16 protein-coding genes are annotated in these 14,851 nt (G+C 61.3%); all 16 read left to right on the top strand.

Annotated elements, in window-relative coordinates; genetic code table 11:
- Nucleotides 1–115: 115 nt before the first annotated feature.
- The 16 genes from tsf to nikR all read left to right on the top strand — a co-directional run bounded on the left by tsf (nt 116) and on the right by nikR (nt 14,788).
- Nucleotides 116–1,042: a translation elongation factor Ts gene (tsf, locus tag BW995_RS15315; protein ID WP_076401257.1), complete on the top strand. Its 927-nt coding sequence runs from the start codon at nt 116–118 to the stop codon at nt 1,040–1,042.
- Nucleotides 1,043–1,391: 349 nt separating this feature from the next.
- Nucleotides 1,392–2,117 (top strand): UMP kinase, encoded by a 726-nt coding sequence (gene pyrH / locus BW995_RS15320; RefSeq protein WP_076401258.1) that lies wholly within the window; start codon nt 1,392–1,394, stop codon nt 2,115–2,117.
- A 56-nt stretch (nt 2,118–2,173) separates the two neighbouring features.
- Nucleotides 2,174–2,695 (top strand): ribosome recycling factor, encoded by a 522-nt coding sequence (gene frr, locus BW995_RS15325; RefSeq protein ID WP_217696111.1) that lies wholly within the window; start codon nt 2,174–2,176, stop codon nt 2,693–2,695.
- 138 nt (nt 2,696–2,833) lie between these two features.
- Nucleotides 2,834–3,601, top strand: a complete 768-nt coding sequence (locus tag BW995_RS15330; protein ID WP_076401260.1) for a phosphatidate cytidylyltransferase — start codon at nt 2,834–2,836, stop codon at nt 3,599–3,601.
- On the top strand, nt 3,592–4,788 hold the full coding sequence (locus tag BW995_RS15335; protein ID WP_076401261.1) for a 1-deoxy-D-xylulose-5-phosphate reductoisomerase: 1,197 nt from the start codon (nt 3,592–3,594) through the stop codon (nt 4,786–4,788). Before BW995_RS15330 ends, BW995_RS15335 begins: the two co-directional genes overlap by 10 nt.
- Before the next feature lie 19 nt (nt 4,789–4,807).
- Nucleotides 4,808–5,914 carry an RIP metalloprotease RseP gene (gene rseP, locus BW995_RS15340; RefSeq protein WP_076401262.1) on the top strand — a complete coding sequence of 369 codons (1,107 nt, stop codon included), beginning with the start codon at nt 4,808–4,810 and terminating at the stop codon, nt 5,912–5,914.
- A 46-nt stretch (nt 5,915–5,960) separates the two neighbouring features.
- Entirely contained in the window at nt 5,961–8,468 is a 2,508-nt protein-coding gene (bamA, locus tag BW995_RS15345) for an outer membrane protein assembly factor BamA (protein WP_245821485.1), read from the top strand.
- Between the two features lie 3 nt (nt 8,469–8,471).
- The gene (locus tag BW995_RS15350) at nt 8,472–9,125 is read left to right on the top strand and encodes an OmpH family outer membrane protein (RefSeq protein ID WP_076401263.1); all 654 of its coding nucleotides are present in this window, start codon (nt 8,472–8,474) and stop codon (nt 9,123–9,125) included.
- A 2-nt stretch (nt 9,126–9,127) separates the two neighbouring features.
- A complete protein-coding gene (lpxD, locus tag BW995_RS15355; RefSeq protein ID WP_076401264.1) occupies nt 9,128–10,153 on the top strand; it encodes a UDP-3-O-(3-hydroxymyristoyl)glucosamine N-acyltransferase in 1,026 nt (341 codons plus the stop codon).
- A 19-nt stretch (nt 10,154–10,172) separates the two neighbouring features.
- On the top strand, nt 10,173–10,658 hold the full coding sequence (gene fabZ / locus BW995_RS15360; protein WP_076401265.1) for a 3-hydroxyacyl-ACP dehydratase FabZ: 486 nt from the start codon (nt 10,173–10,175) through the stop codon (nt 10,656–10,658).
- A gap of 7 nt (nt 10,659–10,665) precedes the next feature.
- Nucleotides 10,666–11,493, top strand: coding sequence for an acyl-ACP--UDP-N-acetylglucosamine O-acyltransferase (lpxA, locus tag BW995_RS15365; protein ID WP_076401342.1), 828 nt, complete (start codon nt 10,666–10,668; stop codon nt 11,491–11,493).
- The gene (locus tag BW995_RS15370) at nt 11,483–12,316 is read left to right on the top strand and encodes an LpxI family protein (protein WP_076401266.1); all 834 of its coding nucleotides are present in this window, start codon (nt 11,483–11,485) and stop codon (nt 12,314–12,316) included. The genes lpxA and BW995_RS15370 overlap by 11 nt, the downstream gene beginning before the upstream one ends.
- Nucleotides 12,313–13,506 carry a lipid-A-disaccharide synthase gene (gene lpxB, locus BW995_RS15375; protein ID WP_076401267.1) on the top strand — a complete coding sequence of 398 codons (1,194 nt, stop codon included), beginning with the start codon at nt 12,313–12,315 and terminating at the stop codon, nt 13,504–13,506. Before BW995_RS15370 ends, lpxB begins: the two co-directional genes overlap by 4 nt.
- Nucleotides 13,506–13,910 (top strand): lactoylglutathione lyase, encoded by a 405-nt coding sequence (gene gloA / locus BW995_RS15380; RefSeq protein WP_076401268.1) that lies wholly within the window; start codon nt 13,506–13,508, stop codon nt 13,908–13,910. Before lpxB ends, gloA begins: the two co-directional genes overlap by 1 nt.
- Complete coding sequence (locus BW995_RS15385; RefSeq protein WP_076401269.1) at nt 13,903–14,250, top strand: DUF1491 family protein; 348 nt, start codon at nt 13,903–13,905, stop codon at nt 14,248–14,250. The genes gloA and BW995_RS15385 overlap by 8 nt, the downstream gene beginning before the upstream one ends.
- Before the next feature lie 58 nt (nt 14,251–14,308).
- Nucleotides 14,309–14,788 carry a nickel-responsive transcriptional regulator NikR gene (gene nikR, locus BW995_RS15390; protein ID WP_076401270.1) on the top strand — a complete coding sequence of 160 codons (480 nt, stop codon included), beginning with the start codon at nt 14,309–14,311 and terminating at the stop codon, nt 14,786–14,788.
- Nucleotides 14,789–14,851 lie beyond the last annotated feature (63 nt).

Here is a 14,851-nt window from a genome sequence, read left to right on the forward strand (position 1 = left end):
CCGGTTTTCTGTGACGTGACATGGCGGCGGCTTTTGGTCGCCGCCTTTGTTTTATCCTTTCGTCTGCCCCGCTAAGGGGTCACTTTGACGTACAAATAGGAAAGAGGGTTTTCTCATGGCCGAGATTACTGCTGCCCTGGTGAAGGACCTGCGCGAAAAGACCGGCGCTGGCATGATGGATTGCAAGAAGGCGCTGGCCGAAACCGGTGGCGACCTCGAAGGTGCCATTGACTGGCTGCGCAAGAAGGGCCTGGCCGCTGCTGCCAAGAAGGCCGGTCGCGTTGCCGCCGAAGGTCTGGTTGCCGTTGCCGGCGCTGGCAACAAGGCTGCCGTGGTCGAGCTGAACGCTGAAACCGACTTCGTTGCCCGTAACGATGGCTTCCAGGATTTCGTCAAGGGCGTCGCCGCCGTGGCGCTGGACGTTGTTGGTGATCTGGAGCAGCTGAAGGTTGCCGCCTATCAGGACACCGGCCGTAACGTTGCCGACCAGGTGACCCACATGATCGCCACCATTGGCGAAAACATGAACCTGCGTCGTTCGACCGGCCTGTCGGTTGCCAACGGTGTGGTTGCCTCGTACATCCACTCTGCCGTGGCTCCGGGCCTGGGCAAGATCGGTGTTCTGGTCGCCCTGGAATCCGAGGGCGATGCCGCCCGTCTGGAAGAAGTGGGCAAGCAGATCGCCATGCACGTGGCTGCCGCCAACCCGCAGTTCCTGAACCGCGACAGCGTTGACACCAGCGCTCTGGATCGTGAACGCGCCGTGCTGGTCGATCAGGCCCGCGCTTCGGGTCGCCCGGAAGAGATCATCGAAAAGATGGTCGAAGGCCGCCTGCGCAAGTACTACGAAGAAGTCTGCCTGCTGGAGCAGGTGTTCGTGATCGACGGCGAAAGCAAGATCAGCAAGGTTGTCGAAAACCTGGCCAAGGAACTTGGCAAGCCGGTGGCTCTGACCGGTTTCGTGCGCTACGCCCTGGGCGAAGGCATCGAAAAGGAAGAGAGCGACTTCGCTGCCGAAGTGGCTGCTGCCGTTAAGGGCTAAAGCATTTTCAAGTTGACCATTTATGGTTAACGGCTCGGAAAATGCGGCATCGAAAGTGGAGAGCGTTGTTCGCGCGTCGTCAAAACGCTCTCCTGTTCGTCTTGTCGGGGCGATCTTTCCACCCCGCAGGTCGGCTGGTGCCTGTGCTAACGAAAAGCCGTCCTGCACTTTTGTCAGGGCGGCTTTTTGGTGTCCGGGTGTGTCGGCATACTGTTGTCCATGCAAAAAAGGACGACAGCGCCCCGGTTTCGTGTAATATGCCGACACGTCGGTTGGGGGAATGCTCCGGGGCTGGGTGCCCTGATGCTTTCTTTCCTGATTTCCTGTTTGATTGTCAGAGGCTTATCGCATGCCCAGCCTGAAAGATTTTCGTCGTGTTCTGCTGAAGATTTCCGGCGAAGGGTTGATGGGATCCCGTGACTACGGCCTTGATACCACGATTGTCGGGCGCATTGCCCAGGACATCAAGGATGTGGTGCAGCAAGGGATTCAGGTCTGTCTGGTGATCGGCGGCGGTAACATTTTCCGGGGCGTCAAGGGCGCCGCCGAAGGAATGGACCGCACCAGCGCCGACTACATGGGAATGCTGGCAACGGTGATGAATGCGCTGGCCGTCCAGAATGCATTGGAACAGGTCGGTGTTTCCACTCGCGTGCAGTCGGCCATTCCGATGTCTGCCGTGTGCGAGCCGTATATCCGTCGCCGGGCTGTGCGCCACATGGAAAAGGGTCGGGTGGTGATTTTCGCCGCCGGGACCGGCAATCCGTTCTTTACCACCGATACCGCTGCTGCCTTGCGTGCGATCGAAGTCAACTGTGATGCCCTGCTGAAGGCGACGCAGGTCGATGGTGTCTATTCCGCCGATCCGAAATCCGATCCGCAGGCAACCCGTTATGAAGCGTTGAGCTATACCGAAGTCCTGACCAAGGACCTGCGGGTCATGGACGCTTCGGCAATCGCGCTGGCGCGTGAAAACCGCATGCCGGTGGTTGTGTTCAACATGCATGGTCAGGGCGCATTTGGCCAGGTCATGCGCGGCGAAGGCCGCTATACCATCATTACCGAGGAGAATTAACCGTGTCCGGAGATGGCGTTACCTACGCAGCACTGAAAAAGGACATCAAGCACCGTATGGATCAGACGGTGGAAGTCCTGAAAAAGGAATTCTCTGGTCTGCGGACCGGTCGCGCGGCGACCAGCCTGCTGGACCCGGTGATGGTCGAAGCCTATGGTCAGAGCATGCCTTTGGCCCAGGTTGGTACCGTCAGCGTTCCCGAATCGCGCATGCTGTCGGTTCAGGTGTGGGACAAGACGATGGTCAAGGCGGTCGAGAAGTCGATCCGCGATGCCGGTCTGGGGCTGAACCCGCAGGCTGATGGCCAGTCGGTGCGTATTCCGATCCCGGCCCTGACCGAGGAACGCCGTCAGGAACTGGGCAAGGTTGCCGCCAAGTACGCCGAGGCCGCCCGCGTGGCGGTGCGCAACGTGCGTCGCGATGGTAACGACAGCCTGAAGAAGATGGAAAAGGCCAACACCATCTCGCAGGACGAAGCCCGCCAGTACCAGACCGAAGTCCAGCAGCTGACCGATGACGCGATCAAGCACATCGACGAAACGCTGGCGCACAAGGAAAAGGAAATCATGCAGGTCTGACCGTCAGGTTGACCTGTTGGGCCGGGCCGATGTCCGGCTGATGATGAAAGGGCAGGCGTCCATCCGGGCGCCTTTCCTTTATGGCTGCGCAGAGGGCTCCCCCCTTGCACAGAAATGGCTGCGCGCGAAAGGAAAGCTGTGCTTCGTCAACGAATCCTCTCGGCTCTGGTGATGGCTCCGCTGGCTTTGGGGGCCGTTTGGGCAGGGTCGCCGGTCTTTAACGCGCTGGTGGCCTGTGCGGCTGCGGTGATGGCGTGGGAATGGGACCGGATCTGCCGGGGCCGGTTCAGCAACAGTGGCAAGATTGCCGCCTGTGCCGTGTTTGCCGCCGGGCTGTTGGGGGGCTATGCCCCTGTTGCGGCTCTGGGGGTGGTGTGGTGCGGGATGCTGGCTGCGGCGGCCTTTTCGCGCTCGGGCTGGCTGGCGATGGGGGCGTTGTATATCGGCGTGCCGGTGGTGGCGCTCAGCTGGGTGCGTGAAGCTGGCGGCTTGACCACTTTGCTGTGGTTGCTGGCGATTGTCTGGGCAACGGACATTGGTGCCTATGCTGCCGGGCGGACCATTGGCGGGCCAAAGCTCGCCCCCCGGATCAGCCCGAACAAGACCTGGGCTGGATTGATCGGCGGTGTGACCGCGGCTGTTCTGGTTGGTGATCTGGTTCTGTGGATCACGGACATCCCGCATGTGGGCGTCTTGAGCCTGTTTTCGGCCGTGCTGGCCGCGGTGTCCCAGATTGGTGACCTGTTTGAATCCTCGGTCAAGCGACGGTTCCAGGTCAAGGATTCCAGTAACATTATCCCCGGTCACGGCGGCGTTCTTGACCGGGTGGACGGATTGATTGCCGCTGCGCCTCTGGTGGCGCTGGCGGTGCTTGCCATGGATGGCGGGCTGGAGGTATGGCGATGACGGATACGCAGCGGACGGTCACGGTTCTCGGCTCCACCGGTTCGATCGGGCGGAACACGCTGGATCTGATCGAACGCAACCGCAGTGCCTATCGCGTCGAGGCGCTGGTTGCGCACCGGAACGTCGATCTGCTGATTGCGCAAGCTCGGTCCGTTCGTCCGCAGTGCGCGGTGGTGGCCGATGAAGCCTGTTATGCTGCCCTGAAGGATGGTCTGGCCGGAACCGGCATTGCGGTGGCGGCTGGCGCGGCGGCGGTGGTCGAAGCGGCGCAGCGGCCAGCGGAGTGGGTGATGTCGGCAATCGTCGGGGCCGCCGGGCTGGAGCCAACCATGGCCGCGGTCCGTCGCGGCTCTGTGGTGGCGCTGGCCAACAAGGAATCGCTGGTCTGTGCCGGTGATCTGATGATGGCCGAGGTGCAGAAATCGCAGGCAACCCTGTTGCCGGTTGATTCCGAGCATTCTGCGATTTTTCAGGTCTTTGACTTTGACCGTCCGCAGTCAATTGAAAAAATCATCCTGACCGCCTCGGGGGGGCCGTTCCGCACATGGGAACGCTCCGCGATGGCCAGTGTCACACCGCAACAGGCGGTGGCACATCCGAACTGGTCGATGGGGGCCAAAATCTCGGTGGACTCTGCCACCATGATGAACAAGGGCCTTGAGCTGATCGAGGCCCACCACCTGTTCGGCCTGCCCGAGCACCAGATTGACATTCTGGTCCATCCGCAGTCGGTGATCCATTCGATGGTGTCCTATGTTGATGGATCGGTGCTGGCCCAGTTGGGCACCCCGGACATGCGCACCCCGATTGCGGTGGCGCTGGCCTGGCCAGCCCGCATGGAAGCGCCGTCACCCCGGCTCGATCTGGCGGCGGTTGCGCAATTGACCTTTGAATCTCCTGATCATCACCGCTTTCCGGCCCTGTCTTTGGTCCGGGGTGCCTTGCAAAGCGGGGGGGCGGCTCCTACTATCATGAACGCTGCCAACGAAGTGGCAGTTGCCCGGTTCCTGGCTGGTGGATTGGGATTCCTGGAAATTACGGCGGTGGTCGAACAGACCCTGGCCGATCTGGGGGCTCCGGCGATGTCCAGTCTGGAGGATTTGTTTGCGTTTGATACGCAAGCGCGCCACCATGCGGCGGTCCTGTGCCAGAAGCGGTCACAGGCAGCAGCCTCGGGCATATCATAAACAGTAGATAGTTGAGGCAATGGACGCTCTTTCCTCCTTGTTGACTACCGGCGGGTCGTTTCTGGTTCTGTTGACCGTTGTGGTGTTCGTCCACGAGCTGGGGCATTTTTTGATTGCCCGCTGGAACGGGGTGAAGGTCGAAGTCTTTTCGGTTGGCTTTGGGCGTGAACTGGTGGGCTTTTATGACCGCCACGGGACGCGCTGGCGCCTCAGCCTGTTGCCCTTCGGCGGTTATGTGAAATTCTTCGGCGATGCCGATGCCGCCAGCGCGACCGAAGATGACCTGAACGGCCTGACAGAGGACGAGCGGAAGGTCGCTTTCCCCTGCCAGCCGCTATGGCGCAAGGCGGCTATTGTCTTTGCCGGACCGGCGGCGAATTTCGTGTTTGCCATTCTGGTGTTTGCCGTTGTGTTCATGACCGTCGGTCGTCCGATGGCTCCGGCGGTGATCGGATCGGTGCGGGTTGACAGTGCGGCGGCAACGGCAGGTTTGCTGGCCGGTGACCGCATTGTGGCCATCGCTGGTCATCCGGTAGAAGAATTTGCCGATGTCCAGCGGCTGGTGCCGTTGTACGGAATGGATGCCATGCCGGTCACTGTGGTTCGTGACGGCGGCGAACTGACGGTGACAACTCACCCCAAATCCCTTGACGAACAGGGGAACCGCCTGCCAGCCCCGATCCTGGGGGTTGTCATTTCCCAGTCTTCGGTAGAAGTTAAATCCTTGGGTCCGATCGAGGCGGTTGGGCAGGCGTTTGAAAATACCTGGACCATTACCGCGTCGACGGTGGTGGCGATGGGGCAGATGGTGCGCGGTGACCGTGGAACCGAAGATCTGGGGGGGCCGATCCGGATCGCCGAGTTCTCGGGGCAGGCTGCGCGCAATGGCCTTTTGAGCTTTGTGACCTTTATCGCTGTCTTGTCGATCAATCTGGGCCTGATTAATTTGCTGCCGGTGCCGGTCCTGGATGGCGGTCATCTGGCTTTGTATGCTATTCAAGCGATCCGAGGACGTCCTTTGGGGGAACAGGCCCAGGGGATCGGTGTAAAAATCGGGCTGGTATTCGTTATCGGCTTGATGATTTTTTCAACGTGGAACGATATCCTGCGGCTGGTCCGTGGATAAGGACTGTAGGATGATATCCGGTCCGGTTGTGAAGGGGGCTACCTTGGTGCGTCGTGCGCTGTCTTGTGGTCGCTTGCTGGCGGCTCGTCTGTCCCGTGTGGGGCTTGGCAGGGTTTTCGCTGGTGCGATGGTTCTCGCGGTCGGGATCAGCCCGTTGGCTGGTCAGACGGCGTGGGCGCAGTTTACCGTCAATACCGGGGTGCCCGGCCAACAGGCGGCTCCGACGCCAACGCCGACGCGACCGGTTGCTCCGGTTGCGCGCAAGGCTCCGGTGGTGTCGCCGGTTGCGGCGACCACCCCGGCGGCGGCACCTGTTGCCGAACCGGCGGCATCCGTGGTGCCCGAGGCTTCTGGCGGGACCATCGCCAGCGTGGCGGTCACCGGCAACCAGCGTATCGAGGCTGACACCGTTCGCGCCTACATGGTGCTGAAAGACGGTGATACCTTTGACAGCGCCCGCATGGACCAGTCGCTGAAGAGCCTGTTCGCCACCGGCCTGTTTGCCGACGTGGCGATGGCGCGCCGGGGCAATGATCTGGTGGTCAAGGTGGTCGAAAACCCGATCATCAACCGGATCGCCTTTGAAGGGAACAAGCGCGTCGAAGACGACAAGCTGCAGGCGGAAATCCAGCTGCATCCGCGTCAGGTTTACACCCGCACCAAGGTGCAGGAAGACGTCAAGCGTATTCTGGACGTTTATCGCCGGTCGGGCCGTTTCGCCGTGACCGTTGATCCCAAGGTGATCCAGCTGGAACAGAACCGCGTCGATCTGGCCTTTGAAATCAACGAAGGGCCGTCGACCTATATTCGCCGGATCAACTTTGTCGGTAACCAGAAATTCAGCGACAGCCAGCTGCGCGAAGTGATCTCTTCGCGTGAAGAGCGTTGGTATCGCTTCTTCTCGTCGGCGGATACCTATGACCCGGACCGCCTGACCTATGACCGCGAATTGCTGCGCCGCTATTATCTGCGCAACGGCTATTCCGATTTCCGCGTGGTGTCTGCCGTGGCCGAGCTGAGCCCGGACCGCGAGAGCTTTTTCGTCACCATCACCCTCGACGAAGGGGAACGCTACAAATTCGGCGATCTGAACGTCGAAGTGGCAATTCCGGACGTGTCTGCCGACAGCCTGCGTCCGCACATCGTTGGCCAGAGCGGCGACTGGTACAACGCCGATCAGGTCGAAGATACCGTGCAGGCGATGACCGATGCGATGGGGGCTTTGGGGTATGCCTTTGTTGATGTGCGTCCGCGTGTCAAGCGCGACAAGGAAAAGCGCATCATCAACATCACCTATGCCATTCAGGAAGGCCCGCGGGTGTTCGTTGACCGTATCGACATTACCGGCAACGTGCGAACCCTGGACGAAGTGATCCGGCGTGAAATGCAGTTGGTCGAAGGCGATGCCTTCAACACTGCCAAGATGCGCCGTTCCAAGGAAAAAATCCGTAACCTTGGCTTCTTTGACAAGGTGGAAGTGACCAACGTTCCGTCCGAAGTTGCCGCCGACCGGACCGTCGTGCAGGTTGATGTGCAGGAAAAATCCACCGGCGAACTGAGTTTCGGCGTTGGCTGGTCGTCGTCGGCCGGGGCGCTGTTTGATGCCTCGATCCGCGAACGCAACCTGCTGGGGCGTGGTCAGGACCTGAAGCTGGGTCTGCAGATCGCCGAGCGCAAGCAGAGCGTGGACCTGAGCTTCACCGAGCCGTACTTCCTTGATCGTCCGCTGGCTGCCGGTTTTGACCTGTATTCGACCACGCAGGACCTGCAGGACGAATCTTCCTATGACATTTCGGAAACGGGTGGGGCGGTTCGTCTGGGGTTCAACTATAACCAGTATCTGCGCCAGACCCTGAAATACTCGCTGACCAAGACCACCATCAAGAGCGTGGCCAGCGATGCGTCGATCTACATCAAACAGATCGAAGGCGACAGCGTGCTGTCACAGTTCTCTGAATCCATCGCTTATGACCGTCGTAACAGCGCGGTTGATCCGAGTGAAGGCTATTTCATCCGCGTTGGTGCCGACTTCGCCGGTCTGGGCGGGAATGAATCCTTCGTTCGGTCGACCATCGATGCGGCGCAATACTTCCCGATTGACGATGATGTGGTGCTGACCATTTCCGGTGAAGCCGGGGTGATCGGCGGTATTCTGGACAAGGACGTGCGTCTGCAGCGTAACTTCAATCTGGGTGGGGACAACCTGCGCGGCTTTGAAAGCGGCGGTGCCAGCCCGCGCGATACCAGCACCGATGATGCCCTTGGTGGTACCTGGATTGCCACCGCCAGCGCGGAAATGCGCTTCCCGCTCGGCCTGCCCGAAGAACTGGGCGTGACCGGGAAAGCCTTTACCGATGTCGGCACCATCGGCAAGCCGGACAACATTTCGGGCAGCAACATCGGGGCGGAATCGTCGCCGCGCATGTCGGCCGGTGTCGGGCTGATCTGGGTGTCGCCGATGGGGCCGGTGAGCATCGATCTGGCGCAGGCGATCCTGAAGGAAGACTACGACAAGACCGAATTCTTCCGCTTTAACTTCGGGACGAGGTTCTAGGGAATGGTTCGCTTCTGTGGTGTTGCGGCACGCGCCGGGCAGGCTCTGCGGAGCCTGCATCCGGTGGGTGGGGCAGCCCTGTTGGCTGTACTGCTGCTTGCAGGCGGGATGCCTGCGCAGGCGGCAGGCCCTGCGGCGGCGCCGGCGGCCTCGGTGGCCGTGAAGCCGGTGATTGGCGTGATTGACCTTCAGCAGATTCTCGCCAAGGCTGACGCCGCCCGCAAAGTGGCAAGCCAGCGCGAAAGCTATCTCAATGCCTATCAGGCCCGTGTCGCCGAGCAGGAAAAGGGCTTGCGCGATATTGACCAGAAACTGGGGCAGGAACGGGCAACGCTTGATCAGGCCACCTTCAACAAGCGGCGTGAAGAGTTCCAGTCCAAGGTGGCGGCGTTCCAGAAGGAAGTGGAAATCCGCCGCCGAAACCTTGAACGTGCCTATACGCAGGCGATGAACGAGATCCAGGGGGCGGTCATCCGCCATACCAAGGATCTGGCAACGGCGCGGGGCATGAACATTGTGGTCTATCGGTCGCAGGTTTTCCTGTTCGATCCGGAAATGGACATCACCGACGAGGTTCTGGCGGCGGTCAACGCGTCGCTGCCTTCGGTGTCGATGCCCAATCCCGATAGCCTGCCGCCGACCAAGGAGACGAAGTAGTCGTGGCTGATTCCCGTTTTTTTGAAAACAAGGGGCCGTTTTCGGCGGCCTCTTTGGCACAGGCCGTTGGTGGTGAGCTAAAGGCGGACGATCCTGATGCGTTGATGCAGGATGTGGCACCGCTGTCAACGGCGCAGGCCGAGCATGTCAGTTTCCTCGATAACCGCCAGTATATTGACCAGTTTACGGTCAGCAAGGCGGGGCTGGTGATTGTCCGCCCGGAATTTGTCGACCGTGCGCCCGCAGGGATGGCGTTGATTCTGACCAACGATCCGTACCGTGCTTATGCGGTGATTGCTGCCCTGTTCCACCCGCGTCCGGCGGTGGTGCCGGGGGTGTCTCCGCTGGCGACGATTGATCCTTCGGCCCGTCTGGGGACCGGGGTTGAAATTGCTGCCGGGGCGGTGATCGGGGCCAATGTCGAATTGGGGGATCATGTCAAAATCGCCGCCAATGTGGTGATTGGCGATGGCGTGATGATTGGCGCCCATTCGTCGGTCGGTCCCAATGCCACCATTACCCACGCCCTGATTGGCACGCATGTCCATATCTATCCCGGCTGCTGCATCGGTCAGGATGGCTTCGGGTTTGCCATGGGGCCAAAGGGGCATCTGAAAGTGCCTCAACTGGGGCGGGTGATTATTGGCGATGATGTCGAAATCGGTGCGAACACCACCATTGACCGGGGTGCCGGACCGGATACGGTGATCGGCCCCGGATGCAGGATTGATAATCTGGTCCAGATCGGGCACAACGTCGAACTCGGTGCTGGTTGTGTGCTGGTCTCCCAGGTGGGAATTTCGGGCAGCACCAAGCTGGGACGGGGCGTGGTAGTCGGTGGGCAGGCCGGTCTGGCCGGCCATCTGTCGATTGAAGATGGCGTGCAGATCGCAGGGCAGTCCGGAGTGATGCGGGATATTCCCAAGGGCACTGCGGTGATGGGCTATCCAGCCAAGCCGATCAAGGAATTCTGGCGCGAAGTCGCTGCGCTGTCTGCTATGGTAACGCGCAAAAAGCGCACTGATTGAGAAAGAGGGCATTGGGCCAATGACGAAGGAAGAAGCCTCTCACGAGCAAGTGGCGGAGACCGGCGGCGAAGTGATCAATATTGATCGGATCATGCAGATGATCCCGCACCGCTATCCGTTCCTGCTGGTGGACCGTGTGATTGATGTGCGCAAGGGCGAAAGCGCCATCGGCATCAAGAACGTTACGGCGAACGACAATTTCTTCCAGGGGCACTTCCCGCAGCGCCCGGTGATGCCCGGTGTGTTGATCATCGAGGCAATGGCCCAGACTGCGGCCATTCTGGTGGTGTCAACCCTGGGGCCGGATGCCGAAGGCAAGCTGGTGTATTTCATGAGCGTTGACAACGCCCGTTTCCGCAAGCCGGTCGGGCCGGGGGATCGCCTGGAACTGCACGTCTTCAAGGAACGCTCGCGCGGGAACGTGTGGAAATTCCGTGCCGAGGCGCGGGTTGATGGTACGCTGGTTGCCGAAGCAACCTATGCGGCCATGATTCTGGATGATTGATCCGACGATGGTAACGATCCACCCTACCGCTGTTGTTGACCCGGCTGCTCAGCTGGGTGCAAATGTTTCCATTGGTCCCTATGCCGTCATCGGGCCGAACGTGGTGCTGGGGGATGGCGTTACCGTCCAGTCCCATGTGGTGATTGATGGCCGCACCACCATTGGCGCGGGGACGACGATCTATCCGTTCGCCTCGATCGGGCTGCCGCCGCAGGATCTGAAGTACAAAGGCGAAGCGTCGGTGCTGGAAATCGGCGCCAACTGCATCATCCGCGAGCATGTGACGGTCAATCCCGGCACCGAAGGCGGTGGCATGGTCACCCGGGTCGGCGACAGGGTGATGCTGGCCATCGGGTCGCATGTGGCACATGACTGTCTGATCGGCAACGGCTGTCTGGTGATGAACCATGTGCTGCTGGGCGGCCATGTGGTGATCGGTGATTATGCCGTGCTGGGCGGCGGCTCGGCGGTGCACCAGTTTGTGCGCATCGGCAAGCACGCGATGATTGGTGGCCTGTCGGGGGTCGAAAACGACGTCATCCCCTATGGCACGGTGATGGGCAACCGCGCCCGTCTGGAAGGCCTGAACATTCTGGGTATGAAGCGTCGTGGCTTTGGTCGCGAAGACATTCATGCGGTCCGCAACGCCTACAAGATGCTGTTCCTTGACGCGGCTCAGGGTGTGATGGCCGAGCGGGTGGTGGCGGTCGAACAGACCTATGGTTCTGCCGAAGCGGTGCGGGACATTCTCGACTTCATTGGCGGACACTCTTCCCGCGCGTTGTGCCGCCCGGCCACCGACGGCCATCAGGCCACCGAAGGCGATGCGGCCTAAGCTGGGGATTATTGCCGGTGGGGGCGACCTGCCGCTGAAGGCTGCCGAAGCCTGTCAGCGGCAGGGCCGCCCCTATTTTGTGCTGGCTCTGGACGGGTTCGCCGACCCGGCGTTGCTGACCAGCGGCCATCCGCTGGCGGTGGTCCGCATGGGGGCGGCTGGAAAGGGCTTTGGCATTCTGCACCAGCAGGGCGTGCAAGAGGTGGTGATGATCGGGCCGGTGCGCCGTCCGTCACTGGCCGACCTGCGCCCGGACTGGAAGGCAACCAAATTCTTTGCCCGTGTCGGCTTGCGGGCTCTGGGGGATGATGGCCTGCTGCGAAGCGTCATCCGCGAACTGGAAAGCGAAGGCTTTACCGTGGTGGGCGTCGAGCAGGTGCTGGGCGAGGAAATCCTCGCATCGGCAGGGGTGATGGGCTGCCATGCCCCCGACCAGCAGGCACTGGTGGATGTCGCTCGCGGCGTTGAGGTTGCCCTCGGGCTGGGCGTGCTGGACGTCGGTCAAGGCTGTGTGGTGCAACAGGGATTGGTTCTGGCCGTCGAAGCCATCGAGGGTACCGATGCGATGCTGGCGCGCTGTGCTGGCTTGCGGCGCGATGGACCGGGCGGCGTGCTGGTCAAGGTTCGCAAACCCCAGCAGGAAGCCCGTGCCGATTTGCCTACGATTGGCGTTAACACCATTACAGCGGCCCATGCGGCCGGCTTGCGCGGCATTGCCGTTTCCGCCGGGGGGGCGTTGCTGGTGAACCGGACGCAGACCATTGCCCGCGCGGATGCCCTTGGGTTGTTCGTTCTGGGTGTCACCGGAGAGACTGCCCCATGACTGCTGCCCCATCCCGCCCGCCGCTGGTGTGCATCATTACCGGCGAACCATCCGGCGACCTGCTGGGGGGGCGGCTGATGGATGCCCTGCGGCGGGCGACCGGCGGAACCGTCGACTTCATGGGCGTCGGCGGCGAAAGCATGGCCGCCCGCGGACTGGACAGCCTGATTGACCAGCGCGAGCTGGCGGTGATGGGCTTTATCGAGGTGGTGCCGAAAATTCCCCGCATCCTGCGACGGGTGCGCGAACTGACGCAAACCATTCTCGACCGCCGCCCGGATGTGCTGATTACCATCGACTCCTGGGGATTTACCAAGCGGGTCCATCGCTCGGTGCGGGCGGCGTCGGCTGCGGCAGGCTGGAAAGTCCCGCAGTTGCATTATGTCGCGCCGATGGTGTGGGCGTGGAAAGAAAAACGCGCCCGCGATGTGGCGCGAACGGTCGATCACCTGCTGTGCCTGTTGCCCAATGAACCGGCCTATTTCGAGCGCCATGGCTTGCCGGTGACCCATGTCGGACATCCGGTGGTCGAAGGTGGGGCCGGGCAGGGGGATCGGACAGGTTTCCGCGCCAGCCATCATCTCGGCGATGACAGCCCGTTGCTGGTGGTTCTGCCGGGTAGCCGTCGCAGCGAAACCAGCCGGTTATTACCGGTGTTCGGTGAGGCGGTTGCCATTCTGGCCCGTCGCCATCCCGGCCTGCGGGTGGTGGTGCCAACGGTTGCCACCGTCGCCGATCAGGTCGAACAGCAGGTTCAGTCCTGGGCCGGAACGCCGGTCGTCCTGCGCGGGGAACAGGCCCGCTATGACACCTTTGCCGCCGGTGATGTGGCGCTGGCTGCATCGGGAACGGTCAGTCTGGAACTGGCGATGGCCGGGCTGCCGCATCTGGTGGCCTATCGTGTTGCGGCATCGACGGCCTGGCTGTTCCGCCGCCTGACGTCGTTCCGCTATGCCAACCTGATCAATTATGTCCTCGACCGGTTTGTCATCCCCGAGGTCTTGCAGGAAGACTGTACCGCTCTTACCTTGGCCAACACCATCGACACCCTGCTGACGGATGCATCTGTGCGCGCCGGGCAACGTGATGCCTTTGCCCAGGCGATGATGCTGTTCGGAGGCGGGGAAGGTTTGCCCAGCGACCGCGCCGCCCGCGTGGTGCTGGATGCCATTGCGTCAGGAGAGGGTTGATGAGCTTTCAGTTTCTGCACACCATGATTCGCGTCTTTGATCTTGAAAAGTCGCTGGATTTTTATACCCGCCATCTGGGGATGACCCTGCTGCGCAAGCAGGACTATCCCGATGGCCGCTTTACCCTCGCCTTTGTTGGCTATGGTGAAGAAAAAGACCATACGGTGATCGAACTGACCCATAACTGGGATCAGGCGGAACCCTATGCGATTGGCTCGGGGTTCGGGCATCTGGCGCTTGGCGTGGCCGACATTTACGCCACCTGCGACGGCTTGCGCGCCGATGGCGTGAAGATCATCCGCGAGCCCGGCCCGATGAAGCACGGCAAGACGGTGATTGCCTTCATCGAAGACCCCGACGGCTACAAGGTCGAACTGATCGAGCGCGCTTCTCAGCATGACTGAGGCCCGCCTGAAGGCCCGCTTGTGGGTACAGGCCCTGATTCGCCGCTGCATGACGGAGGACATCTTTGCCGCCGTCGTGCGGGCGGGCGATCACGATGCCGGGGCGGTGCTGGTCAAGCTGAACCGCCTTGATGCTGGTGGTTGCACTGTCTTTACCCAGATCAGGGATCGGGACGGACAGGCGGCATGGCTGCGGGGGACCGGCCCCGAGCCGGTCAGCGAAGCCTCCGCCGACGACTACATTGCCCGCCAGCTTCGCTATGACGAAGACCTGTGGGTGGTCGAAATCGAGGATCGCGCCGGACGGCACCCGATGGTCGAGCCGGTGATTGCCGGATAAGGTGCGGGTAAGCCGCAGGTGGCCCCTTCACCGAATTTCTTGCTTCAGGATCATGCCGATGGATCGTTTTACGGTTTCCCTCGACGAGGACCTGCTGGCCCAGTTTGACCAGTACAGTCAGCGTCGTGGCTATAGCAACCGCTCGGAAGCGGTACGGGACATCCTGCGCCAGACGCTGGAGGCCGAGCGGTTGGGGGAGGTCGGGGATGGCGACTGCATCGCCTGCCTGTCCTACATTTACAATCACCACGAACGCGAACTGTCGCGGCGACTGACGCAGGTCAGTCATGCCCATCATGACCTGACCCACACCACCCTGCATGTGCATCTGGATCACGACAACTGTATGGAAGTGGTGGTGTTGCAGGGGCAAACCGCTGCCGTGCGCCAGTTTGCCGATGCGGTCACCGCTGAAACCGGGGTCCGTCACGGGTCCCTGCATGCGGTGCCGGTCGAGCGGCAGGTCAGCGAAGACCACCATCATCACGACCACCCCGGCCACGATCTTCCGCACGTTCACCATCGCCCGAAGACCTGATCCTGTAGGGATGGCCGTGCAGTAAAACGATTTCATACGATTTTCAAATATTTCATACGACGA

Source organism: Insolitispirillum peregrinum (genome assembly GCF_900156605.1).
Lineage (GTDB): Bacteria > Pseudomonadota > Alphaproteobacteria > Rhodospirillales > Rhodospirillaceae > Insolitispirillum > Insolitispirillum peregrinum.

Excerpts from the sequence above, each read along its gene's own strand:
- tsf (WP_076401257.1), top strand. The coding sequence starts at position 116 with ATGGCCGAGATTACTGCTGCCCTGGTGAAGGACCTGCGCGAAAAGACC.
- pyrH (WP_076401258.1), top strand. The coding sequence starts at position 1,392 with ATGCCCAGCCTGAAAGATTTTCGTCGTGTTCTGCTGAAGATTTCCGGC.
- frr (WP_217696111.1), top strand. The coding sequence starts at position 2,174 with ATGGATCAGACGGTGGAAGTCCTGAAAAAGGAATTCTCTGGTCTGCGG.
- BW995_RS15335 (WP_076401261.1), top strand. The coding sequence starts at position 3,592 with ATGGCGATGACGGATACGCAGCGGACGGTCACGGTTCTCGGCTCCACC.
- rseP (WP_076401262.1), top strand. The coding sequence starts at position 4,808 with ATGGACGCTCTTTCCTCCTTGTTGACTACCGGCGGGTCGTTTCTGGTT.
- BW995_RS15350 (WP_076401263.1), top strand. The coding sequence starts at position 8,472 with ATGGTTCGCTTCTGTGGTGTTGCGGCACGCGCCGGGCAGGCTCTGCGG.
- fabZ (WP_076401265.1), top strand. The coding sequence starts at position 10,173 with ATGACGAAGGAAGAAGCCTCTCACGAGCAAGTGGCGGAGACCGGCGGC.
- lpxA (WP_076401342.1), top strand. The coding sequence starts at position 10,666 with ATGGTAACGATCCACCCTACCGCTGTTGTTGACCCGGCTGCTCAGCTG.
- BW995_RS15370 (WP_076401266.1), top strand. The coding sequence starts at position 11,483 with ATGCGGCCTAAGCTGGGGATTATTGCCGGTGGGGGCGACCTGCCGCTG.
- lpxB (WP_076401267.1), top strand. The coding sequence starts at position 12,313 with ATGACTGCTGCCCCATCCCGCCCGCCGCTGGTGTGCATCATTACCGGC.
- gloA (WP_076401268.1), top strand. The coding sequence starts at position 13,506 with ATGAGCTTTCAGTTTCTGCACACCATGATTCGCGTCTTTGATCTTGAA.
- BW995_RS15385 (WP_076401269.1), top strand. The coding sequence starts at position 13,903 with ATGACTGAGGCCCGCCTGAAGGCCCGCTTGTGGGTACAGGCCCTGATT.
- nikR (WP_076401270.1), top strand. The coding sequence starts at position 14,309 with ATGGATCGTTTTACGGTTTCCCTCGACGAGGACCTGCTGGCCCAGTTT.